The sequence below is a fragment of the Rothia sp. SCPM-O-B-18226 (M350) genome (assembly GCF_058213595.1).
The window spans coordinates 956,461-979,361 of record NZ_JBYQJS010000001.1; the positions used below are offsets into that span (position 1 = coordinate 956,461).

Consider the following 22,901-nt stretch of genomic DNA (forward strand, 5'->3'; position numbering starts at 1 on the left):
TCGAGGGGTTGTCAGGGGCGTTCGTAGCGGGTGATGGCTTCTTCGAGGCGGCGCAGAAGCCGGTCGTATCGCGGGGCGAAACGTGCGCGACGCAGGGTAGCGGCGGGTCCGCGGGAGTGAAGGAGAGCATCCCAGGAAGCGGGGTCCAGGTAGGTCTGCCCCAGGAGTAGATGTACCTCGATGGGGTAGGGGGTCCCTGTGGAAGCTCGGTACGTGGCGGCTCGCTGCTGTAATTCTCGGCGGCGGGTTCGGAGGTCGGTGATGCGGTGGCGTTGAGATTTCACGGTGGTGCGGTGGATAGGGGACGGGGGGGGGAGAGAGAGAGCTCGGATGCGCTGCTCGGAAATGCTACAGGAATAGGTCATTAATACCCGAAGATAAATGTGTTCCGCGGATCATTTCAACACGTGACCCGACCCTATGCAGGCATCATCCGGGGGCGTAGACTGAAATAGTACCAATCCTGAGGAGGCATTGATGAGTACGTTTAGTTTCTTTGGTTTGGGTGCTTTCGAGACCGCCGTTCTACTGATTCAGGTGGTACTGGTGGCGGCATGCATCGGGCACCTTAGCTTGCGAAGCGGCTATGGGGAGGCGCGCATGCGCTTCGTTCTTCCCATTATCGCTTTCGTGCCGGGTGCCGCGATTCTCTATCTCATGTCTGCACGCGAGGGTACGGTTCCCCCGGACACCGTGAAGACCGGTAGTAGCTCGCCCGTGTACTTTGAGCACCGCCTCGGCTACCGCGATGGTGGCCGTAGCCGCTGGGGTCTTCCCCGTCGCCGCAAGTAATCGGGGGGGCGACGAGGTTCTTTTGAGCTGTGAAAACCTTGAGCTGTGAAAACCTTGAGCCGTGAAAACCGAAAAAACCAAAAATGTATGCCCGGTGTGTTTAGTTGTAGAGCACGACCGGGCATCGTTTTATTAGGATAAAGATATGACTAAGAACACTTACATTCCTCCATCTCCCTTTCGCTCCTGGGCCGGAGACGGCAAAGTGGCCGTGGTGACCGGCGCGTCCAGCGGAATTGGTCGAGCTACCGTGCATCAGCTGGTTGCCACCGGGTGGACGGTGTACGCTCTGGCTCGCCGCACCGACCGTCTTTACACCCTGCAGCAGGAGACCGGGGCGCATCCGGTCACCTGCGACGTAACCAACGAGACCGCCGTTGCTTTTGCCGCCGAGCAGATCCTGGGTGAGCAGGGAACCGTTGACGCCCTGGTCAATATTGCCGGGGGAGCCATCGGCCTGGATCCCGTCTCGGAGGGTAAGCCCGAAGATTACCTGCAGATGTACCGCATGAACGTGCTGGGAATCCTGAATACGGTCCGCGCCTTCAGCGGGGCACTGCGCCAGAATGGTCACGGCACGATTCTGAATCTGACCTCCACCGCTGCCGAGCATGGGTACGAGGGCGGCGCCGGGTATAACGCCGCAAAGTTTGGCGCTCGCGGCCTGACCGAGGCGCTCCGCCTGGAGGAGGCGGAACATAACGTGCGCGTCATCGAGATTTGCCCCGGCATGGTGCACACCGAAGAGTTCTCCCTGAACCGCCTGGGTTCGCAGGAGGCCGCCGACCGCGTGTATGAGGGCGTACCGAATCCGCTTACCGCCGAGGACGTAGCGCAGACCGTAACCTTTGCGCTCAACGTTCCGCACCACGTTAACCTGGACCGCATTACCCTGCGCCCGGTGGCTCAGGCCAGCCAGTTCAAGGTGATTCGCGCCGAGGGGTAGCGTGCCATCGGCCCTCTCTGCAACCCCTCATTGAGAAGTTCTGCGGATAATACGCGCATAACCCCGTTTGGGGGATGGGTGAAAGCTCACTCCCCGAAGCGGGGTTTTCTCAGGTAGTTATAAGGTTTTTCCTCACGGAATAACGCATAGGTTTGTCAAACGTCAGTAAAAGGGAAGTTTAAGAATCGTCATATCCTGATACGGACTGATACGGAGAACTTGAGTAAGCAAATTGGTATGTATACAACCTCTTTATAGGGGAGTGTTTTATAACGATTTGATAACACTTGAATAGAGGATGCGATAGGGTGCCGGTAAGAACAGGGGCGAATGTTAGCCTTTTAGCATCACACCCATATTGAACACCCGATGGCCTTCGAAGAGGGGGGCGCATATTCCCGGGGTTCACCACCGATGATTCAGAGATCGAGGAACAATGTCGAAGACTACCCGTCGCGTCTACAAGATTGCAGCAGCGGCAGCCTTTACCGCAGGCTCCGTTGCCGCTATTCCGGCAACCTTTGCGGCTGAGGCTCCCGCAGACCAGAACGGTACGACTGTTGCCGTCACGCAGCACCCCAACGGTGAGGTAAACGTAGAGGTTACTGCCCCGGCCCCGGCTTCTACCGAAGCACCGAAGACTGAGGCTCCGGCGCCGGCTGCTACCGAGGCTCCGAAGACCGAGGCACCGAAGGCTGAAGCACCGGCCCCGGCCGCTACCGAAGCACCCAAGGCTGAGACCCCTGCCCCGGCCGCTACCGAAGCACCGAAGACTGAAGCACCCAAGGCTGAGACCCCTGCCCCTGCTGCTACCGAGGCACCCAAGGCTGAGGCCCCGGCCCCCGCTGCTACCGAGGCACCCAAGGCTGAGGCCCCGGCCCCTGCTGCTACCGAGGCACCGAAGACCGAGGAAACCCCGAAGGCTGAGGCCCCGGCCCCGGCCGCTACCGAGGCCCCCAAGGCTGAGGCCCCGGCCCCCGCTGCTACCGAGGCACCGAAGACCGAGGAAACCCCGAAGGCAGATCCCAAGACCGAGCAGGCCAATCCCGCCATCGAGATTGAGGAAACCGACTTCCCCGCAGACGCCACCATCAATACCATTACGGTTCGTGCATCCGGTTTCCAGGGGGCCAAGGTGGGTGCCTCTGTTAACGTGAGCATCTACGCTCTGGACGCTAACCAGCAGATTACCGGTGAACCGATTGCAACCATCACCGTTGACGCTGGACAGATCAGGGATGGCGCATTCAACGCTTCCCTCAGCGTTCCCGCAGCCCAGCTTCCCGCCGGCGCATCCTACGCTCTGGTTGCTGTCAGCAACCCCCAGGCTCAGCCCGCCGAGAAGCTGGTGGCTCTTTCCTCCTTCAAGGTAACCGAGACTACCACTCCGCGTGCTCAGACCCCCAAGGCTGATGAGACCCCCGCCCCGGAAACCCCCAAGGCAGACGAGACTCCGGCTCCCGAGACCCCCAAGGCTGATGAGACTCCCGCCCCCGAGACTCCGGCTCCGGAGACCCCTAAGGCTGATGAGACCCCCGCCCCCGAGACTCCGGCTCCCGAAACCCCCAAGGCAGAGACTCCCAAGGCTGACGAGACTCCGGCTCCCGAAACCCCGGCAGTCCCTGAACCTCAGAACGCAACCCTCACCACCGAGAGCGCAAGCCTGGACCCGAACGACGAGTACAACGTGGTGACTGTCAACGGCGCGGGATTCACCCACGAATCTGCTTCCCGCGGCGTGCAGGTGGCCATCTACCGCCTGGATGCCGACGGCAACATCACCGGTGAGGCTCTGGCCGTTCAGGATGTGCCCGCATCCGAGATTATGGAGGGCACCTTCACCACTAAACTTTCCGTGCGTGCCGATCGTCTGCTGCCCGGCTACGTGTACGCGCTCGTGGCTACCAGCGACCCGAACGGCCTGGTACATCAGGTGGCTGTCACCACCGCCTCCGTGAGCGATGCGGACCACCCGGCCCCCACGATGCCCGTGGCAAGCAACGACGATAACACCACCGTTCGCGATAACGGCGACGGCACCACCAGCGTCTTCACCGCGGAAATGAGCGAGGACGGTTCCGTGACCGTGACCGAGACTCGCGTTCCCTCCTCGCAGGCTCCCAAGGCCAAGGTTGGTAACACCCCGGTGACCGCTTCTTCCCAGAGTGGCCACACCGTGAGCGCTCGCGATACCGCCGGCCGCACCACTTCGGATAGCTCTTCGAAGCCGCAGCTGGCTCACACCGGCGCTGAAGGTGTCGCAGGTATTGCCGGTGTCGGCGCCGCAGCGCTGATCGCCGGTGCTGCGCTGATGCTTCTGCGTCGCCGCAGCCTCTAGGGTTGATCCTTTCGCGTAACGCCGTATGAAACGTCCTCGCGGTTTCCTCGGGATTAAAATAATCTCGGGAGACCGCGAGGACGTTTCTGTGTGTTCAGAATAGTGAGGGCGCACGATGCGGCGCTCCACGGAACGTTGCAGCCGCAATGGACGGACAGACCGGTGTCGATTTGTTCATGACAGGGTTCCCGCGCTCGCGGGGGTGGGGGTTTATCGGTTCCGAGCGTCCCGGAAGTGAAAGCCTCGAATTTCGAGGGGCCCGGATAACCCTGTCGAAGAATTTGCCGTTAGGTTGCAGAATACCTCCCGAATCGGGAAGAGGGGAATGAGAAACGATGAGCGTGCAGGCAGTGCAGTCCGACCGCTTTGGGCCCGTGGAGAATCTGAAGCTCGTGAGCGTACCGGGGGAGAGCCCCGAAGCGGGGCAGGTAAAGATTGCGGTGCGTGCGGTCGGCCTGAACCCCGTGGACTATAAGATTTTTGAGGGCTCTCCACAGCTCAAGATGCTCTCGCGCGCCATGAAAATCAGGAACCCCCGCCGCTGGTTTGAATCAAAGAAATCGCAGTTCCCCCGCGGAGTGGGGCGTGATTTCTCCGGCACGGTGCTCGAGGTGGGGCCCGGCGTATCGGGCTATCGCGTGGGCGACGATGTCTTCGGAACCATCGTCAGTGCCCCCGGCCTGGGCACCAAACGGGGATCTCTGGCCACGGAAATTTGTGTGAACATCGGCGACATTGCGCCTAAGCCCGCCTCCATTGATTTTGAGCACGCGGCCGCAATGGGTGTCGCGGCCCTGACCGTGGGAGGCGCCTTCCGCCATATTGGCGTGGGTGAGGGCGATACGGTGGTCATCTCCGCGGCTTCGGGCGGAATTGGGTCCGTCGCCGTGCAGTATGCCGTGGCTCGCGGTGCACGCGTCATTGGCATTGCAGGGGCCGCGAATGCCGAGTTTATCAGGTCGTTGGGGGCCGTGCCGGTTGCTTATGGCGAGGGCGTGGGGGAACGAGTGCTCAAGGCGGCCGAGGGTCGCGTGACAAAGTTCCTGGACTGCTACGGTGGCGACTACGTGACCCTAGCCTTTTCGCTGGGGCTGAAGGGCAAGGACATTGGAACCCTCGTTCCCTCGCCCAAGGTCATGATTAGGGGAGCACAGTTTACGGGCCCCCGCCATTCGGAACACGGGGACTTCGAGACCCTAGCCGAGCTGGTCGCCGATGGGAAGGTGTCAATTCGCTTGGATCGCGTGTACGGGTTCACGATTGAGGATGTCCGTGCGGCCTACCGCGATTTGCAGGCCGGTCACACGCGTGGCAAGAGAGTCATTCGCATCGCCGGTGAATAGGGGATTGGCGCTACTGAATGATGCGAGACCTCAAAAACCTTACACCCGAAAGAAAATAACTATATGTGCATAAATGTGCACATATAGCACTGTAGAGTCTACCTATTTACGTTCGCTTTAAACCCTCACCTTGAAGGGAGAGTTGAGGTATTTTACCTAGTCGATATGTTTTGCGGATGATTAGTGGGGGAGATTTGGGCAAAAAACCCGTTTTGTGGTTCATTGCATAAAAAAATAGTTGGCTCGTAAAGCGTATTGGGCCTCAAGAGGCTTTTTCTATTGATAGTGTGGAACTACCGATAAATAGAGCGATTCCCCTCGCGCGGACTTCCACCTCAGATGGAGATTGAGAGTTTTACCTCTCGGAACCCATCGCCCATGCCGAGGAGACCCCTATCGCAAGGTTACCAACCTCGCGAAGGAACCAACCGTACATCTTCCCGCCGGGAATTGAGGCGTCGTTGTCGCGTAAAGGGTATCGTTCACACTCACAGAAAAGGTGTGTTTCATGCCCGATCCCGCTCACTCAAAGACCCGAGCAACGGCCGCCATTGCGGCCTCCGTTCTGACCGCCGGCACCGGTGCGGCCCAGGCCGCGATTCCAGTGCACAATGCGGGCGGCCTTTCCTCCTCTAACGTTCAGCAGAACCGTGCCCAACATTCTGACCGCGATGTGCGCCCCTCGGTGCAGATCGAACAGGGTGCTGCCATCAACCCCGCGCGTTCCCAGAGCATCACCGTTAGCGGTAGTGGTTTTCTGGGCGAGGACGTTGAGAAGCATGGCATCGCCGTGTACGTCAGTGAGTACCGCAAGTACCCCCTGGCTGCCCTGAGCCGTGCCCGTGCTGTGACCATGACCCTCGTCCCCGTCTCCGATGTGCACGAGGGTAGCTTTAGCACCCAGCTCACCCTGCCTGCGGGAATCCTCGACCCCAACCAGCAGTACGTGGTGGCAACCGCCGTCGTCAACCCCGATCTCGGCTATTCCGTCGAAGACACCTCCTACAATTCATGGACGCCCCTGGAGGTGCAGCCTGCGGATACTCAGGATGAGCCGCTCAATGCCCAGATCCTGTCTGGTCAGTTGGAAATTCCGCAGGAGCAGAACCTGATCGTCTACAAGGCCACCGGCCTGGGCGATGCGCAGGCCTTCGAGATCATGACCTCGATTTACGCCGTTGATGAGCAGGGCAATCGCCACGTACTGGCTGCCTCCCCGGCACGAGCCGATGTTGTCAACGGCACGCTTCTGGACGGCATCGAGGTACCTGGTGCGCGCCTAGCCGTTCTGCAAGATGTGCATCCCGATCTGCGCTACGTGCTGAACGTTGAAATTGCCCCTTCGGCTTCCCGGGGCCTAGCAGCTCAGAGTGTCGAGATTCCCTTCACCAATGGCTGGAGCGTTGCTGAGACTGCAGTCGCGGAGCCTGCCGACGAAGAGGTTGAAGCGGTTGAAGCGCAGGCGGAAGAGACCCCGGCGGCCCCTCGCCCCGCGACCTCCGAGCCGGAAGCTTCTGAGGCTTCCATTGTTCCCGCTGAGGAACAGGACCCCGTGCTCCCGGAAACCGACCCTCGGCGCCACTACGACCTGCCGCGTAACACTCAGTTCGACCGGGTGCGCGACGCCTCGGCAGATCGCGCGGAGGAGCAGGAGTCAGCCGAATCGACGAATCATTCATCCGTGGCCGTGGGTGCTCGCCTGCGCGTGGAAGAGACCGCAGTCCCCGAGAATGACTCGGAAAAGACGCTCACTTTCACCGGTGAAGGTCTCGAAGGTTCCGGTCCCGTGGCCCTGCAGGTGTACGCGCTGGATTCTAACGGCCGAACCGCCGGTGAGGCCATTGCCTCCGGGGACGCTCGTGTGGAGGATGGTTCCTTCTCCGCGCAGCTTCAGGTGCCGGGCAACGCCCTGAAGCCGGGTACGACCTACCGTGTAAGCGCAGTCTACGAGGATTCCCGAGGAACCGTGCAGATCGTGACCGGCGGCTTCACAGTGGAGCGTGACGGCGTGGATGCTTCGCGTCCTTCCGACTCGCTGCCTGCCGAGCAGACCGAAGCGCCGGCAACTGAGGAGCCGAGCTACGGTGACTCTGTTGCTGAAAAGCCGACGGAGGAGAAGCCCTCGGTTACTCCCTCCGATAGCGCCCCGGCACCGGCCGAAGAGTCGAAGGAGTCCGCTCCTGTGGCTGTCGCATCCGAGGCTCCTGTGTCGGCCGAGTCGGCTTCGCACGAATCTGCTCCGGTTACCGAGGATGCTACCGGCGGGGCTACCGACCGTGCCGGACAGAAGCCTCAGAAGGCTACGGCTTCGGTCTCCAAGGGTGAGCGTGAGCAGCTGGCTGCAACGGGCGCCTCCGGGATGCTGACGATTAGCGCGGTAGGGTCGCTCTCTCTGGCTGCGGGAGCCTTCCTGACCCGCCGTGGTCGCCGTGATGTGCAACTCACTTCCCGCTCCTAAAATGCTGATAAATACCCTCTCACAAGCCATAACGTGAGATAAGACGAGGGGATGCTTCTTTGTAACAAAAGAGGCGTCCCCTCGTCTTTAACTTTTTCTAAGGTTATACCTATAATTTAGAGTGCATTGACCGGCGGTACTGCCACTCTCTATGCTCCGCCCTCGCGGAGCAAAACGCGTTCTAAAACGCACATGGTCACCGATAAGAGAGGCCGCCTCCCCGCTCTCACTTCCGAACTTCTGAGCGTGGGGGATTGCACAACCTATCGCTCACTTACTCACTCACGAAAAAGGTGACCATGTTTACCACGCAGCGAACTGCTCGCGGCGCGGCCCTCGTAGCATCTGCAGCCCTCGGGCTGGGAGGCGCGCTGGCCCCTGCAACCTTGGCCCCCGCTTCCTTCGTATCGTCCGCCCATGCACAGCCGCATGGTGCGACTCCCTCTGCGAAGACTCCTGAACCCCACGCTACGAACGTTGATGTTTTCATCATGGATTTGCTAGGCCAGAGTGAGGATTACATCCTGATTGGTCTGGGCGGGGTGAAGTCTCTCGACCACGTGCAGGTGCGCCTGGTGGCAGTTACTGTGGAGGGTCTGGAAGTTGCCTCGATGGTGGTCCCCGCCTCGCAGCTGACCGTGTCAAAGAATGATGACGGCTATCTCGATGTGAGTATTCACCAGCGCCTGAATATTGAACAGGCCTACATGGTGGAGGTTACCGACCTTCAGACCGGCAACTCCTCTTTCGTTGAGCTGAGCCCCGAATACGGCGAGAGCGTTGAGGGTCTTCTCGCCTCACGTCAGAATCTTTTCTTCCCCGATACCCCGGGTGTACAGCGTGCACCCATCGATGCGGTGAGCCCCGTGCCCCATCCTGTGCCGAATCCCGAGCCTTCGAAGGATGAGCGAGAGGAGCGTCCGCAGCCCACGGCCGCTCCGGCCCCGGCTCCGGTTACCTCGGAGAGCGCCTCGCCGACCCCCTCCGCTACTGCATCTGAGAAACCCGGTGATGTGGGGGAGCCCCGTAGTTCCGAATCTACCACCGACGTTTCTGATACGCCCAAGCCCGAGGGGGACCGTATCCTGGTGCATAACCGCTCCTCGAATCAGGTCCCCGCGGAAACCCGCGAAGCCATTCTTGAGATTTCCACCGCGGAGCTGCGAGGCTCAAGCGATCTTCAGACGATTCGCACGCGCGTCAAGAACGTGGGGGAGAGCTCCCTGGGCTATGACGTCATGGTCTTCGAGATGCCTGCCGACGGGGGAGCCGTCGGCGCACCCCTGGCCACGACCCACGTGAGCCCCGAGCAGGTCAGGGACGGCGCGTTCTCGGCTGATTTGAAGGTCCCCGGAACCTCACTCGTTGGCGGTAAGCGGTACCGGGTGGTGGCGGTGGGGGGCGAGTCTCCCGATGAGCTGAGGCTCGTGGCAACCTCTGCCTTCAGCGTGAGCATTATTCAGCGCGCCAGCTCGGCGGATTCAACTGCAGACGCCAACAATCAGCCTAAGCGCACTGTGGTTCATTCTTCGAGTGAGCAGCTGCCGGCAGATATCTCCTCACCGAGTGATGCTTCACCCTCTGCGGTTGAATCTTCGTCGGCTCGAGGAATCGCTGGGGAAACCGTTCCCCATATTCCTTCGACAGATGTCGCTCTGAATCATGTCGCTCATGCCCATGCCTCGGCTGCGCGGGCAACCCCGCAGGCTCATGCGGTCACGAGTAACTCCGTTACCGCATCGAACGTCACCCCGGTCATGTCGGGATACGCAGCCTTTATTGGCGGACGCACCATCGTGAATCTGATGGGGTATCAGACCTCAGCGGGAAGTACTGAGAGCGTTGCCCCTGCCACACGGGAAGGTTCTCGCCTGAGCTCCGACGGGTTCTACACGCGAAGCACGAAAGCTCGCGGTGGTTCTGATTCTCAGAAACTGGAGGCAAGCGCTTCGGAAGATGTACCCCTGCCGGAGGGTACCGTGCCGCTGGGAATTGCGCTGGCCGGTTCGGTTGTCTTCGTGGGTAGCGCCGTGGTGGTGAACCGGTATCGTCGTCGGGCGGAGGCCTCTGCTGAAGCGGTGGCAATTGAGATGATGGACGCGAACGCATAGGCGCGGGGGAGCAGAGAATTTACCTCGAAGGGCGCCCTGTGGTGGTGATGCGTAGCATTACCGACCGCGGGGCGTCTTTGCATTATGTGAGATGTGTATCGCATTATGCAATGGATTTTTGTCAAATCTTGTACGGCATGTAAATGATTTTGATTGTTTATAGGAGGTGGATTTGCGGGACCCCGGCGCGAACGTTTATGCGTTATAACACCGTGAATGGCCTGTTTTCAGGGCTTGGGTTGGACACTATATGTCGTGCACCTGGGCTTTTACGGCGATTGAAATAATTGTTTGCGGGATGTTCGACCTTCCCTCTAAACATTCGCATTTTTCGATAACGATGTTTTATGGGGTGGCCATACAGTGTTTTACTCTGAGGTGCATATACTGCCTAACAATAAGCACACAAATGTAATGAATTTAAAATCTTAATACTCGTGTTAGGCTGGGATGTAACCGATGTACCGGCACGCATAATTATTGCATTAGAGGGGCTTGTGGTGAGCTACTCCTTATCAGCGCGTTGTGCGTCCGCTTCGATTGAAATGGCACTATTATGATCACTCAACGACCTCGAACTTTCCGCGCCCTGACGCTTTCCGTTTTAGCGACTACGGGTGTGTTTGTGTTACCCAATGCTTCCGCGGTGGAGGGAACCGGTTTTTCTGTCGATCAGCAGTGTATTATTACTATTCTCAATTCGGAGAATCCTCAGAATTGTCCCTCGCAAGATTTCGACCTTGAACTCGATACGCTTGAGGTTCTAATTCATTCTGTGGAACAGAACCGGGTGACCCTCAATCTGCACCCTCTCTACGAAGAGAAGTACATCAATGATTCGAGCCGCTATCTCGTGGCCGTTCAGTACTACACCCTCTCCGGTAAAGCATCCGGAGAGGTAGTCACTTATACTCCCCAGCAGCTGAGCGCAGTGAAAGCCCAGGATGGCTCTACCCTTCTGACGCTCACGCTACCGAGTACGCCGAAGGAAGGCTACTACACCATCTCCGTCCTCGACATAGACAGCTTCGATGAGGGATACGGGGAGTTCAAAATTACTGCCGACTCGCTTATTCCCCATACCGTTCCTGCCGGTGACGGGGACGTCGACAGTGACTCGTCGGGAATCCGTCTTGACGACGCAACGCAAAAGATTCTGGCTAAAGCGCGTGAAGAGGCCCGTTATCCGCAGCCCTCGATTTCGCCTACCCCGAAAGCGGCGGGCGATCTGGAGCACGGCACTCAGATTGTGAGTGAGGTACCCGGAGGCCTGACCTCCTCCCGAGACACCGCGAACCTGAACGCTCCAACGCTGAACGTTCGCTACGCCGAGCTGCGTTCTGACGCAGAGACGAAGCCCGTGACCGTTGTCGGAAAGAACCTGCCCGCCCGAGAGAACGGGTACGACCTGATGGTCCTTGAGACCGATATGCAGGGTAATCCCCGAGGCGATGCCGTCTCGTACACCCACGTGGACGCTGCACACATCGCCGGAGGAGAACTCGAGGTGGCTGTTGGCGTTCCGGGGTCGCTTCTCAAGACCGATTCGGTCTATACCGCGTACCTGGTGTACGTCGATGAGCAGAACAACGACACCGCCGTGGCCTCAGTTCGGTTTAAGGTGAGTGCCGGGAAATCGCAGGATACCGCGGATTCCTCCGCCACTCGCCGCGATGAAACGGGCGCTACTTCAACGTCCACTACCGCGAATAGCGATAACTCCGCGAACGCCTCCTCTCATGCTTCTTCTAACGCAACCGACGGTAGCTCGAACGCTTCCCGTTCTAGCGGGGCCGATTCCACCGCAACCCGTGAGAGTCAGGCGCGTGCCGAGCGCCGTCAGCAGGGGCTTCAGGCTCTGGCGCAAGCGCGCACTATGGCGCCCCAGACCAATGCATCCGCCGGGCAGTCACCCCTGACCTCGGCATATACCGCGGGGTCCGATACCGCAACGCTGAATGGGGAGGGTGGCGCCTCCGTAAAGAGCGGATTGGCATCTGCCGCGCAGCCCGTGACCCCTACCGACGGCGCCAAGGGACTAACCCCCACCCGTCAGACGGAGGGTAATTCCCGTTCCGCTGAGGTTAACGCCCCTATCTCTCAGATGCACTCCGGGTCGACCGCGGGGCAGCAGGAAGGCGTGAAAGCGGCGTCCTCTTCGGAACACGTTATGGAGGAAGCCTCCGACTATAGGGTGACCTTCTGGACCGTAGGATTGGTGGGATTGGGCCTGGTGGCGGGCGCCGTATGGATGGCCATTCGGAGGAATGCCTTCTCCCTGTCTCGGGTGTTCCACCGGTAAACACCTACGGGACTTGTTGACTCCCCGAGCGTAAAGACAGCGTTTAGGGGAGTCAAAATACCCTTGAGTGAATAAACCTCGGAGTTCATGGTAGGGTTGAGGAAGCCGATATATAGACGTGGACTCCTCCTTACCCTGACCCCACACCTCAGTGGTCGTATGGCGTGGATGCCACCGGACAGATACTCTGTCCAGGGCTCGGTCGATTACCCGGTGTGGGATTGGAAGAATAATCGGGGATGGGAGCACCTCGTTAAACACCACGAAAAGACACATTGCATGAGCACATTATCTATAAAACGCCGTGTAGTTGCCGTTGCGACCCTTGCTGCGGGACTGCAGAGTGGGGTGCTTGCCCCATCCATGGCCGCCGATACTGTTGCCGACCCTACGCCCTCTTTACACGATGTCGCTGGAGTAGGCGACTCGGACGACCCCATAACGCAACGTCGCGAGGGGGAATCGAACGTCGACTTCGATGGCCCTAACGAGGGTGATATTAACCTGACCATTCACCGTGAGAACGGTGCTGCCCTGCTCGTTTGGTCGGGTTTTCCTCAGGGAATCTCTGCCGAGAGCGTGCTGGTAGAAGTTACTTCGTGCACCTCGACGGAGGAATGCACCCACCGTTCTGTCTCCCCGACCGAAGGAGGTTCCCCCGGGGAAGTAGCGCTTCTGCTTGATTTGCCCGCTGGGGGAACGTTCTACGTCATCACCCTGACGGATGCGGCCTACGGCATCACACGCGTAGATTTTCTGACGCGAGATCGCGACACCCTGGTGGAGGTTCCCTCCGATCCTCGGTATTCTACTCAGCCGGGAGTTACCCCGCCACACGGTGAGGATGCGTCCTCGAAGGGCCCCTCAGCAACCGACTCCACACCGGTAGAGAAGAAAGACACCCCGGAGTCTCCCTCGCCGCAGCCCAGCCCCACGCATATTCCTTCTACCGTAGCCCCCACTCCTCAGCCGGTGGTGACCCAGTCCCCGAACGTCACAAAGGAACCGGAGCATATTCAGCTGATTAGCTCCGAAAAGATCGAGGCTCAGGCAAGTAGGCAGAATCACCGAGACAGCCCTCGCCTGACAATCCAGAACTCCCAGGTTAACTCGAGCGATTCGGTAAAGCCCGTTACGGTGCGCGGCAAGAACTTTGCAACGAATGACAACGGGTATGACCTGATGCTCATGGAGCTCGACGGTGATGGGCATACGGTGGGTGACGCCCTAGCTATTGTGAGGGTGAACCCTTCGGACCTCTCCTCCGGAAGTTTTGAGGCGGTGCTGGGTGTACCCGGCGCCTCCCTGCAGACCGGCCGCACCTACTTGGTAGTGGCAATAGACGCCACCAGCGGTGGAGACGTCCAGGTCAGCACGGTGCGCTTCACCGTTTCTCGAGGGAGTAGCGCTACCGGAAATTCCCAGGGTGAAAGCGGCGACACCTCCACTGACGATTCCTCGGATTCTTCATCCTCAGCAGTGGCTAGCACCTCTTCTGCGGCCCCCTCAACGGCCTCAAGCAGTGAGGAACAGAATGCCGTGAAAGTGGCTGACGGGAATAAGACGAAGACCCGAGGCGTACGTTCTGCAACCGCCTTGGCCGGGGACCGGAAGGACCCCACCATCTCTGTCGAAGAGGGGACGGAGGCCGTTGCCCGCCCCGCTGCCTCTTCTTCATCTGCGCTAGGCTACCGCACACGCGATGCACAGGACGATCAGGCTACCGCTCGTACGAGTGCGCCCGCAGAAACCGAGCCCGCTACCCAATCGCGACGGTCTTCGACGCTGGATGGTTCCTCCTCGCAGGTGCGTTCCGAGCAGAAGGGCCGTGACGGGGTGAAGGCATCAGAAGCCGATTTGGCCCATGGCATGATGGCCTCCTCATCTGCACTGGCCGTACTATTGGCCATCGGTGGTGGAATGGTTCTGGGCTCTTTGGGTATGACCTGGGCCCATTCCTCGCGCCGCAAATAAGGCTTTCAGGAGCTGAGGGTGACGGGGCGTAAATTCCGGTTGCCGCCGGTGACTCGCCGGGCGTGGGCGCTCAGCAGTGCTGTCACCTCAACTGCTTTCGGGCCTCGAGTTTGCCTCGCCAGCCCCCGCTGTCTCACTCGATTTGAGTGGGGCAGCGGGGGCTTTTGCGGCTCATAGATTTGTGTGGGCCGGGTATTTTGCCCCGGGAATTTTTTACAATGGGAGCATGACTGTTTTGAATGTTCTCGCGACCTCTCACGGTACCGACTCCGCTGCCGGCCGTGAAGCCATCGCCCTGATTCGCGAACAGGTGCGTTCCCTGCTGGACCAGCGTACTGACGGCGTGGAATACCGCGTGCACGAGGCTTACGTTGATGTCGAATCGCCCAGCGTGGATGATGCTGCGGCGGCTCTGCCCAAGGACGAGCCCTGCGTTATTGTCCCGATTCTGCTCTCCACCGGGTTCCATACCCAGGTGGATTTGCGCCGGGCAGCCCGCGCGAGCGGTATCGAACGTATCGTAATCGCCGAGTCTCTTGGTCCCGATTCCCGTCTGGCTCGCCTGGCTCGGACCCGCCTTGAAGAGGTTGGCTGGACCCCCGAGAACGGTTCTGTCGTGGTGCAGGGCGCCGCCGGCTCCTCCCGCGCCGATGGCCGCGCCGATATGGAGCGTGCCGCCGAGTTGCTCTCCGAGGCCTTGGGAACCCAGGTTCAGCACGGCTTCATTGCCTCCATTGACCCGAAGTTCCACGAGGTGGTGGCCGAGTATAAGCCGGAGTTCGCCGCAACCTACCTGCTGGCGGAGGGTTTCTTTGCCGGTAAGATGCGCCGTGACGCCGCTTCGACGGGCCTGCCGGCGAAGGTTGCCGCGCCGCTGGTGAACGCACAGGACCCTGCATCCGCCAGGGTGGTGGCCGAGTGCTTTGTCAATCGCATGGATGAGGCGCTTGCCGCCTAAGAACTATTTGGGCTCGTTCCGCGCGAAAGGCCTCCGCTTCCTCAAAGGAAGCGGAGGCCTTTCGTCAATTTGAATTGTCTATGAGCCGTCCGAATTAGTTGGCCAGCAGGTAGACATCGCCGTCACGGACCTCAACGGGGTACACGTTGAGGGAGTAGGAGGAGTCCGAGAGGCACTCACCGTTGGTCAGATCGTAGACCTCCTTGTAGAGGGGGGAGGTAATGGTCGAGTGGCCGTTCTTCTCGCCGATAATGCCGCGGGCCAGAACGAGTGCCTGGCTGTGCGGGTCGAGGTGATCGCTGGCGTAGATGCCGTGCTTGGTCTTGTAGATGGCGTACTGATGGTTGTCGACCAGAGCGACTTCGCCCCAGTTCTCTTCAAGATCGGATTCGGCGCAGATGCGGACCCAGTTATCGGCCATGGGGTTTTCCTTTCGAAACGGTGTGTGTCGCGCGGGGGCGAGCTCAATTACGGTTTGGGCGTAATTGCGATTCACGTGTTCTTTGTTTGGAGTTTACCCTATGAAACCCACATTGGGAAATGGGGCACGCGAGAAAGCTAAAGGTTATTTTCACCCTAAAATACAACCCTAAATTTTATAGATTAGCCTTACCTAAATCTGCTGCTGCCGGGGGTATGTATTCCCTCATCTGGGCTGTTATTCCGCGGAAGTTTTTCAGAATTTTTTCTCACAAAATGCTGATTTTGGCTATCCGTACCCTGCGCTACCATGTACGATGAAAGTCGTAGCTCGGAATCACTTTTGAGCACCTGAAGAAAACAACATAATCCCACATAAAAATGTTTCGTAATTTTCAGGAGTTGCAGAAGATAAGAGGTTTCGCGGGGCCTTGCGCTCCGTTGGTACGACCCCCCTTATCTTGGCAAATCCGGGATTTCCGTGTTGCGGCATGTGCGCCGCAAATAAGTTACGGGACGAATCCCAGGGACATAATCGCCGCCCGCGGCGAGGATGCAGAGCTATCGCATCGCAAACTAGGAAAGGAAAATCTATGTCGAACACCCCCCGCAACATTCTCGTTGTCGGTGCAGGACCCGCCGCATGGCGTTTTGTTCGCGCATACCACGAGGGCGCAGAGGCAGCCGGTCGTGCCGCAGACACCATCACCGTGCTGAACGATGAGCCCTACACCCCTTACGACCGCGTTGCCATTGAGCAGCTCTTCAAGGACCCCGAGAAGGATCTAACCCTCGGCGATCCGGAGCTGTGGAACGCTGAGAACATCAACCTGGTCAACAACTGCCATGCCGAGAAGCTGGACCGTAACCGCCGCGTCGTCACCGACACCGAGGGCAACGAGTACCCCTACGACGTTCTGATTTTTGCAACCGGTTCCCGCGCGGTTCGCATCCCCATTCTCAACTCGGACGCAGCACACGTCTTCCGCACCGTCGATGACGTGAAGAACATGGTTTCCGAGGTCAACCGCCTGCAGTCCACCCTGGGCCGCGCACCCCGCGGCATCGTTGTCGGTGGTGGTCTGCTCGGTCTCGAGGCTGCTGAGGGCCTGAAGGAACTCGGCGCGGAGCCCACCATTCTGGACGTGGCTCCCTGGCTGCTCTCCGTCGAGGTGGACCAGGGCGGCGGTTACGCCGTGAACGCCCAGATCAAGGCAACCGGCATTGATATTGAGACCGGCGTGTTCATCTCCGGCATCAACAAGGATGCCGACGGTAACGTCGTCTCCGTCTCCATCGCAGACTCTCCCTCCGAGGACGCAAACATCCGCACCCTGCCCGCCGACATGGTGGTCTTCGGTGCCGGTATTCGCCCCAATGACGAGCTGGCTAGTGCCGCCGACATGCACATGGGTGAGCGCGGCGGTATCGTCGTCAACGACGCCTGCCACACCTCCGACGAGCACATCTGGGCTATCGGTGAGGTTGCTTGCGTGCTGGGCCGCACCTGGGGTCTGGTTGCACCGGCTAACGCTATGGCCGACGCAGTGGCAGCCAACCTGCTCAACGACAACGAAGAGGCAAAGGTCGAGGAATTCGACATCGCCACCAAGCTGAAGTTCTCCGGCGTTCAGGTGGCCGGCTTCGGTGACCGCCGCGGTACCACCGAGGGCTGCCTCGAGGTTCTGTTCGCTGACCCCGCTCGCGGCATGTACCAGAAGATCGTGACCAGCGGCGACGCCAAGACCCTGCTGGGTGGCGTGTTCGTCGGTGACACCGCTCCCTTCGACTCCCTGAAGCCCCTGCTGGGTCGCGAGCTGCCCGCCGAGCCGAACGTCTACCTGACCGCAGCTGGCGGCGGCGACGGCATCCCCGACACCGAACTGCCCGACGACGCAATCCTGTGTTCCTGCAACAACATCAGCTTCGGCACCGTGCGTGAGGCCATCGTTGACGGTAACCACGACGTGGCATCCCTGAAGGCCTGCACCACCGCCGGTACCCAGTGTGGTTCCTGCGTGCCCATGCTGCAGAAGACCCTCGAGCAGCAGATGAAGAAGATGGGCCTGACCGTCTCCAAGGCCCTGTGTGAGCACTTCGACTTCTCCCGTGCGGAGCTGGCCGAGGCCGTGCGTCTGACCAACCTGGACGACTTCGACTCCGTGATTGCTCGCTTCGGTCACGGCGGCGACGGCTGTGCCATCTGTAAGCCGACCGTTGCATCGATCCTCTCCTCCTTCCGCAACTCCTACGTGCTGGACTCCGGCCGCGGTGGTCTGCAGGAGACCAACGACCGCGCACTGGCAAACATGCAGAAGGACGGCACCTACTCCGTCGTCCCGCGTATTCCCGCCGGCGAGATTCCCGCCAAGAAGCTGGCCGTCATCGCCGAGGTTGCCGAGGAGTTCGGCCTGTACACCAAGATCACCGGTGCACAGCGTATCGGTATGTACGGTGCCCGCCTCGAGCAGCTGCCCTACATCTGGGAACGTCTGGTCGACGCTGGCTTCGAATCCGGTCAGGCCTACGGTAAGTCCCTGCGTAACGTGAAGTCCTGCCTGGGCTCGAGCTGGTGCCGCTTCGGCGTTCAGGACTCCGTCGGTATGGCAGTCCAGCTGGAGAACCGCTACCGCGGCCTGCGCTCCCCGCACAAGTTCAAGTTCGGTGTCTCCGGTTGTAACCGCGAGTGTGCCGAGGCTCAGGGCAAGGACGTCGGTCTGATTGCAACCAGCAACGGCTGGAACCTGTACCTGGGCGGTAACGGTGGCGCAACCCCCGCCCACGGCCGCCTCTTCGTCAAGGACGCTTCCAGCGAGGACGTCGTGCGCTACATCGACCGCTACCTGATGTACTACATCCGTACCGCGGACAAGCTGCAGCGTACCGCTCGCTGGCTTGAGGACCTGGACGAGGAGCACGGCGACGGTCTGGCACACCTGCAGTCCGTCCTCATCGAGGACTCCCTGGGCGTGTGCGAGGACCTCGAGCGCGACATGCAGCGTCACGTGGATTCCTACGAGGACGAGTGGGCCGCAACCCTGAAGGACGAGCGTCGTCTGCGCCGCTTCCGCGCCTTCATCAATGAGCCCAACGGCAGCGACGAGGCATCGCACCTGTTCGTGCTGGAGCGCGAGCAGATTCGCCCCGCAACCCCCGAGGAGATTGCGGCTGTCAAGGCTGGCGAGTCCAACACCGTTCTGGTGACCGGTACCAAGATTCCCGTGGGTAAGCCCGGTGACCTCAACCCGGTTCCGGCAGCCTAGTATGGGCCCGAAGATTCCGCCGTTCCCGCCCCGCGAGTTCGCCACGATTGACGAGGTGCTCGCGGGCGGGGCGCCCGGTCACAGCCTGGATGACAGCGTGACCGAGCGCGGTATCGCCCTGCCCGGTGAGCGCGCCGAGCACCCCGGCAAGGTCTACATTGTCGGTGGCGGCCCCGGCGCCGTCGACCTGCTGACCCTGCGCGCTGTGCGTGCTCTGGGTGAGGCGGACGTGGTCCTGCTGGATCACCTCGCCCCGCAGGAGTACGGCGAGTACGCCCCCAACGCCCTCATCGTCGATGTGGGCAAGGTGCCCGGTAAGCACGCTGTTCCGCAGTCCCGCATCCAGCAGCTCATGATTGACTACGCGCTTTCGGGTAAGACCGTGGTGCGTCTGAAGGGTGGCGACCCGTACGTGTACGGTCGCGGCGCCGAAGAGCTGGATGCGTGCATCGCGGCGGGCCTGGAGGCCGAGGTGATCCCCGGTATCACCAGCGCTATCGCCGTTCCCGGACGTGCCGGTATCCCGGTGACCCTGCGCCGCGTGTCCTCGATCTTCACCGTGGTATCCGGCCATTCGGGTCTTTCCGAGGATGACCTGGCTGCGGTCGAGGCAACTCTGCGTGCCTCCGGCACCGTGGTGTTGCTGATGGGCGTGCGCACCCTGCCCGATACGGTGGCGTCTCTGCTCTCTCGTGGGATTGAGGGCGAGATGCCGTTGGCGACCATCGAAAACGGGTTCTCCGAGAACGAGCGGGTTACCGTGACGACCCTGGAGAATGCGAAGGCCGATTGCGCCCGAGTGAAGCCGCCCGCCATCACCGTGATTGGCGAGGTCGTGTACTACGCCCGCGATAATCAGAACCGTTTCGTGAGCGAGGTTCACGAGCGTCTGCGCGAGCGTTCCACCTCGTAACGTTCCGCTGTGTTCATGCTCCGTTTGTACTCCCGGTGCGATGCCCGCCGCGGGGGAGGAGTGTGAGGCATCAAGGCATAGCCCCGCGTCCCTGGTTTTCCTAGTTGCCAGGGATGCGGGGCTATCGTCATGTTCGGAACGCGCGCGTGGGCCGGCTGCCGGACTGGGGGGCTTAACACGGGCTTCCGTTCGCTCGGCATAATTGGCCGTGCAATTGGTTGCGTCACAATCGTCACCAGCGCAGACGGAAGGCACAGGCTAAAGGTCCAGACGAAGGGCGGGGCGGGTATCAGTTGAATTGATACCCGCCCCGCCCTCATAGCGTGGAAGCAAATCGGCCAGCTCGGTCTAGACTCCGGTACCGGAATATGAGCCACCGGAGGAACTCGAAGAGGAACCACCGGAACCAGCGAAAATCTTCTTGAAGCGTTCGCTGTATTCAGACCTGAAGAATTCCGCGCTGGTCACGTTCCACTTACCCTGGTCAAAGACCAGAATCACGGGAACCTGAATCGTGCTTGCCTCCTGAACCTGGCTCGAGCCGTTCTGATAGGTCGTAAACTCGCTCGCCCAGTCTTCGCAGGGGAAGGACACCGCGCTCAGCTCAGTCGAGGCGTAAGCGCGCGTCCTGTACTCCGAGAGAATACTCATCTTATTCTCGTAGCCCTTGACCCAACCGCCCCTGGAATACAGGGTGTGGACGTTGAAAAGCTCGGCGCTGAGCTTGGTATCGTCCTTGTTCATGAGGTTGATAGCGTACTCAATCGTGCCGGTACGCATGAGGTAGACGTAAGAACTCTGATAGGCGCACAGGGTCTTGTAGGCGCCCTCGAGGGTGTTGGTGCGCCGCGCCGTCTGATCGATGACCGGGGTGGGGACGTTCTTCGCGGGGGAGGTATCGGTGGCCTCGACGTACTTGTTCGACAGCTCCTTGTACTCGTACTTCAGGGGACCGAGGTACTTGTCACTATCCTTGAGGTATTCATCCTCGGGGATGATTCGGGTGCTGCCCGAGGCGCTGGAAGAAGCCGAAGCGGACGCGCTGTCGGAAGAGCTGGGGGAGTCGCTGGGAGAACCGCTGGGCGAGTCAGTGGGGGAAGCCGACCCGTCGGCAAGCGGACGGACATCCTTGGCGCATCCGGCCAGAGCAAGAGCGGCAAGGCCAATACCGCCCAGAAGGATATTGCGTCGACTGGGTGCTTGATTGAGGAAAGACATCGTGGCCTCCTGATGTAGGCCCGCAGGGTGCGGCGTTTGTGTGTACGCCGGTATTGCGGGGGTCCTGTCGTATGGTGCGTGGTACGGATATACCCGGATGCTCGGCCCCAAAACCTCGGTGCGAGGAACGCGGGGGAGCATCCGGGTTCGACTATAAGTGACCCGTTTGAAAGGTTCGTCAAAAAACCCTGAACGTTATCTTTAAGTGCACGCTAACCCGAACTCGGGGAGGAACAGATGCTGAACCTACCCGATGAGAATCACCCGGAATCAAGCGGCCCTAGACACCGGCGGGTCCGTGAGAATCGCCGGAGCTGCCGGAAGAATCCGAACCGGTTCCTAGACGCTCGTTCATGTAGGGGACGCTAATACTCCACCACTTACCCTCGGCGAAGAGCATGACGTGTGGCGTGGAATTCTGGGTGATGGCCGGGACCTTCCGCTCGGTGCCGTCGGGCTGGTGAACGGCGGTGGCTGAGTACTCGGCATCAACATAAATCACCACGTACCCGTCGCCGTCCTTCACCGCGCCCACCGGCTCCGTCTTCTGCATCGAAATGCTACAGGTGAACTCCATGTACCAGCCCTTCTGCTCGTAGAGTTCCTTGACCGCGTTAATCTCAGCGATAGCACTTCGATCTTCTGGATGGATCAGCTCCACCGCCTGAGACGCGTAGTGTCCATCCTTAAGCGTGGTGATGAGGGCGCTATAGTACGCACGCAACGTCTCGTAGGCACCCTCGAAAGTCGGTTCGTCACGGTGGGGGACAGTCTTGAGGGGCTTGGGCACGTTCTGCGCCGGGGCGGATGAAGTGGCCGGCTGATACTCGCCGGTGTACTGGCCGGTCAACTTCAAAGGGCCCGGATATTTTTCCCAACCTTTGACGAGCGCATCCTCAGATTCCGGGACGCGCGGGGCGTCAGCGTTCGCGTCGTTCGTCCCGTTTGTCGCGTCGTTTGTCGCGGCGCTCGAAGGGGGCGTCGAGGTGCTCGCTGCGGGTGAGGCTGAGGCGCTCGCGGAGGGGGAGGCAGTGGGTAGCTTCCGCTTGGCTTCTTCGCTGAGCGGATGGACCCTGGCGGCACATCCTGCCGTGAGGACTGCCAGACCGCCCAGCAGGAGGGTGCGGCGGGCTAGGGGAGCTGAAGGGCTAACGGTGTTGGAATGGGCGCTCGAAGAGGGTGAGAACATCGGTGAACTCCTTGAATCTAGCCCGAGATGGGCTCGGGGCACCCGGAGCGGGTGCATGGTCGTATTCGTGATAGTCGTGGTTCGCGCGGGACAAACCCGGCTGCGTAACCGGAAGGCCGGAAGGTGCCTTGGGCGTGCTCTGCCGTTGGGACGGAGCGCACGCATGAATCAACGATGAAACCGCGGGATGTGCGCCGTTACGGTTTGCACTAATCCAGCTCGTGCAGGTCTGGAACCGTCAGCTTTGATGGGTTCCTCATGACAGAAGCCCTAGAATCATAATTGATGCATATATGGGTTATTTTATATTAATTGAGTTCAAAATGCATGAAATTAAGCCTTAGTAATCCCTGGGAGAATTTTGAATCCAGGTGGCGGTAGCCGATTCCAAGGTGCCGAGATTGCATCACGATGACAGGAGTAGGGGAGGTGGCAGGTGGGTGCGAAGCACATTGGAGAACATGATTTATATCACATTTAAGACCTGGAACCTCTGGGGGAGTGACTAAATTTCTGGCAATGAGACAGGGTGAGTGGGACGCGCAACTCTCCCTCGGGAGGGTCTGGAATCTATCGAATGGGCGAAGAAAACGGGCTAATTAGCCAAGGAAAATCGCTCCGCAATCCCCGAATATGCACTCTATTCACTCGCTATACATCACCCCGCGGGTCGCAA

14 protein-coding genes are annotated in these 22,901 nt (G+C 60.1%); 11 read left to right on the plus strand and 3 right to left on the minus strand.

What is annotated here, in order from left to right:
• The first annotated feature begins 477 nt into the window (after positions 1 to 477).
• From AC3E6W_RS03980 to AC3E6W_RS04020, 9 genes are all read left to right on the plus strand, one after another.
• On the plus strand, positions 478 to 792 hold the full coding sequence (locus AC3E6W_RS03980) for a hypothetical protein (protein ID WP_049331327.1): 315 nt from the start codon (positions 478 to 480) through the stop codon (positions 790 to 792).
• A 145-nt stretch (positions 793 to 937) separates the two neighbouring features.
• Positions 938 to 1,738, plus strand: a complete 801-nt coding sequence (locus AC3E6W_RS03985; RefSeq protein WP_049331325.1) for an SDR family oxidoreductase — start codon at positions 938 to 940, stop codon at positions 1,736 to 1,738.
• A gap of 436 nt (positions 1,739 to 2,174) precedes the next feature.
• The gene (locus AC3E6W_RS03990; RefSeq protein WP_490652376.1) at positions 2,175 to 4,076 is read left to right on the plus strand and encodes an LAVTG motif-containing sortase-dependent surface protein; all 1,902 of its coding nucleotides are present in this window, start codon (positions 2,175 to 2,177) and stop codon (positions 4,074 to 4,076) included.
• Between the two features lie 335 nt (positions 4,077 to 4,411).
• On the plus strand, positions 4,412 to 5,419 hold the full coding sequence (locus AC3E6W_RS03995) for an NADP-dependent oxidoreductase (RefSeq protein ID WP_490652377.1): 1,008 nt from the start codon (positions 4,412 to 4,414) through the stop codon (positions 5,417 to 5,419).
• A gap of 508 nt (positions 5,420 to 5,927) precedes the next feature.
• A complete protein-coding gene (locus tag AC3E6W_RS04000) occupies positions 5,928 to 7,877 on the plus strand; it encodes an LPXTG cell wall anchor domain-containing protein (protein WP_490652378.1) in 1,950 nt (649 codons plus the stop codon).
• 299 nt (positions 7,878 to 8,176) lie between these two features.
• Positions 8,177 to 9,988, plus strand: a complete 1,812-nt coding sequence (locus AC3E6W_RS04005; protein WP_490652379.1) for a propanediol dehydratase — start codon at positions 8,177 to 8,179, stop codon at positions 9,986 to 9,988.
• Between the two features lie 775 nt (positions 9,989 to 10,763).
• Complete coding sequence (locus AC3E6W_RS04010) at positions 10,764 to 12,290, plus strand: hypothetical protein (protein WP_490652380.1); 1,527 nt, start codon at positions 10,764 to 10,766, stop codon at positions 12,288 to 12,290.
• Positions 12,291 to 12,653: 363 nt separating this feature from the next.
• A complete protein-coding gene (locus AC3E6W_RS04015; RefSeq protein WP_490652381.1) occupies positions 12,654 to 14,264 on the plus strand; it encodes an enoyl-CoA hydratase in 1,611 nt (536 codons plus the stop codon).
• 226 nt (positions 14,265 to 14,490) lie between these two features.
• Positions 14,491 to 15,222 (plus strand): sirohydrochlorin chelatase, encoded by a 732-nt coding sequence (locus AC3E6W_RS04020; protein WP_490652382.1) that lies wholly within the window; start codon positions 14,491 to 14,493, stop codon positions 15,220 to 15,222.
• 94 nt (positions 15,223 to 15,316) lie between these two features.
• On the opposite strand, the gene nirD is transcribed toward AC3E6W_RS04020, so the two are convergent.
• Entirely contained in the window at positions 15,317 to 15,643 is a 327-nt protein-coding gene (nirD, locus tag AC3E6W_RS04025) for a nitrite reductase small subunit NirD (protein WP_049331302.1), read from the minus strand.
• Between the two features lie 592 nt (positions 15,644 to 16,235).
• Here nirD and nirB point away from each other — a divergent pair.
• The gene (nirB, locus tag AC3E6W_RS04030; RefSeq protein ID WP_490652383.1) at positions 16,236 to 18,905 is read left to right on the plus strand and encodes a nitrite reductase large subunit NirB; all 2,670 of its coding nucleotides are present in this window, start codon (positions 16,236 to 16,238) and stop codon (positions 18,903 to 18,905) included.
• A gap of 1 nt (position 18,906) precedes the next feature.
• Positions 18,907 to 19,818, plus strand: a complete 912-nt coding sequence (gene cobA, locus AC3E6W_RS04035; protein WP_490652384.1) for a uroporphyrinogen-III C-methyltransferase — start codon at positions 18,907 to 18,909, stop codon at positions 19,816 to 19,818.
• Positions 19,819 to 20,166: 348 nt separating this feature from the next.
• Here the strand turns inward: cobA and AC3E6W_RS04040 are convergent, their stop codons facing one another.
• Positions 20,167 to 21,036 carry a DUF6318 family protein gene (locus AC3E6W_RS04040; protein ID WP_490652385.1) on the minus strand — a complete coding sequence of 290 codons (870 nt, stop codon included), beginning with the start codon at positions 21,034 to 21,036 and terminating at the stop codon, positions 20,167 to 20,169.
• Between the two features lie 280 nt (positions 21,037 to 21,316).
• Positions 21,317 to 22,225: a DUF6318 family protein gene (locus tag AC3E6W_RS04045; RefSeq protein WP_490652386.1), complete on the minus strand. Its 909-nt coding sequence runs from the start codon at positions 22,223 to 22,225 to the stop codon at positions 21,317 to 21,319.
• Between the last annotated feature and the right edge of the window lie 676 nt (positions 22,226 to 22,901).

What these genes read in the sequence shown, in the direction of transcription:
- AC3E6W_RS04040 (WP_490652385.1), bottom strand. Translation starts at nt 21,036, where the DNA reads ATGTCTTTCCTCAATCAAGCACCCAGTCGACGCAATATCCTTCTGGGC.
- AC3E6W_RS03995 (WP_490652377.1), top strand. Translation starts at nt 4,412, where the DNA reads ATGAGCGTGCAGGCAGTGCAGTCCGACCGCTTTGGGCCCGTGGAGAAT.
- AC3E6W_RS04020 (WP_490652382.1), top strand. Translation starts at nt 14,491, where the DNA reads ATGACTGTTTTGAATGTTCTCGCGACCTCTCACGGTACCGACTCCGCT.
- AC3E6W_RS03990 (WP_490652376.1), top strand. Translation starts at nt 2,175, where the DNA reads ATGTCGAAGACTACCCGTCGCGTCTACAAGATTGCAGCAGCGGCAGCC.
- AC3E6W_RS04045 (WP_490652386.1), bottom strand. Translation starts at nt 22,225, where the DNA reads ATGTTCTCACCCTCTTCGAGCGCCCATTCCAACACCGTTAGCCCTTCA.
- AC3E6W_RS03985 (WP_049331325.1), top strand. Translation starts at nt 938, where the DNA reads ATGACTAAGAACACTTACATTCCTCCATCTCCCTTTCGCTCCTGGGCC.
- AC3E6W_RS04015 (WP_490652381.1), top strand. Translation starts at nt 12,654, where the DNA reads ATGGCCGCCGATACTGTTGCCGACCCTACGCCCTCTTTACACGATGTC.
- cobA (WP_490652384.1), top strand. Translation starts at nt 18,907, where the DNA reads ATGGGCCCGAAGATTCCGCCGTTCCCGCCCCGCGAGTTCGCCACGATT.
- nirB (WP_490652383.1), top strand. Translation starts at nt 16,236, where the DNA reads ATGTCGAACACCCCCCGCAACATTCTCGTTGTCGGTGCAGGACCCGCC.
- AC3E6W_RS04005 (WP_490652379.1), top strand. Translation starts at nt 8,177, where the DNA reads ATGTTTACCACGCAGCGAACTGCTCGCGGCGCGGCCCTCGTAGCATCT.
- AC3E6W_RS04000 (WP_490652378.1), top strand. Translation starts at nt 5,928, where the DNA reads ATGCCCGATCCCGCTCACTCAAAGACCCGAGCAACGGCCGCCATTGCG.
- nirD (WP_049331302.1), bottom strand. Translation starts at nt 15,643, where the DNA reads ATGGCCGATAACTGGGTCCGCATCTGCGCCGAATCCGATCTTGAAGAG.
- AC3E6W_RS03980 (WP_049331327.1), top strand. Translation starts at nt 478, where the DNA reads ATGAGTACGTTTAGTTTCTTTGGTTTGGGTGCTTTCGAGACCGCCGTT.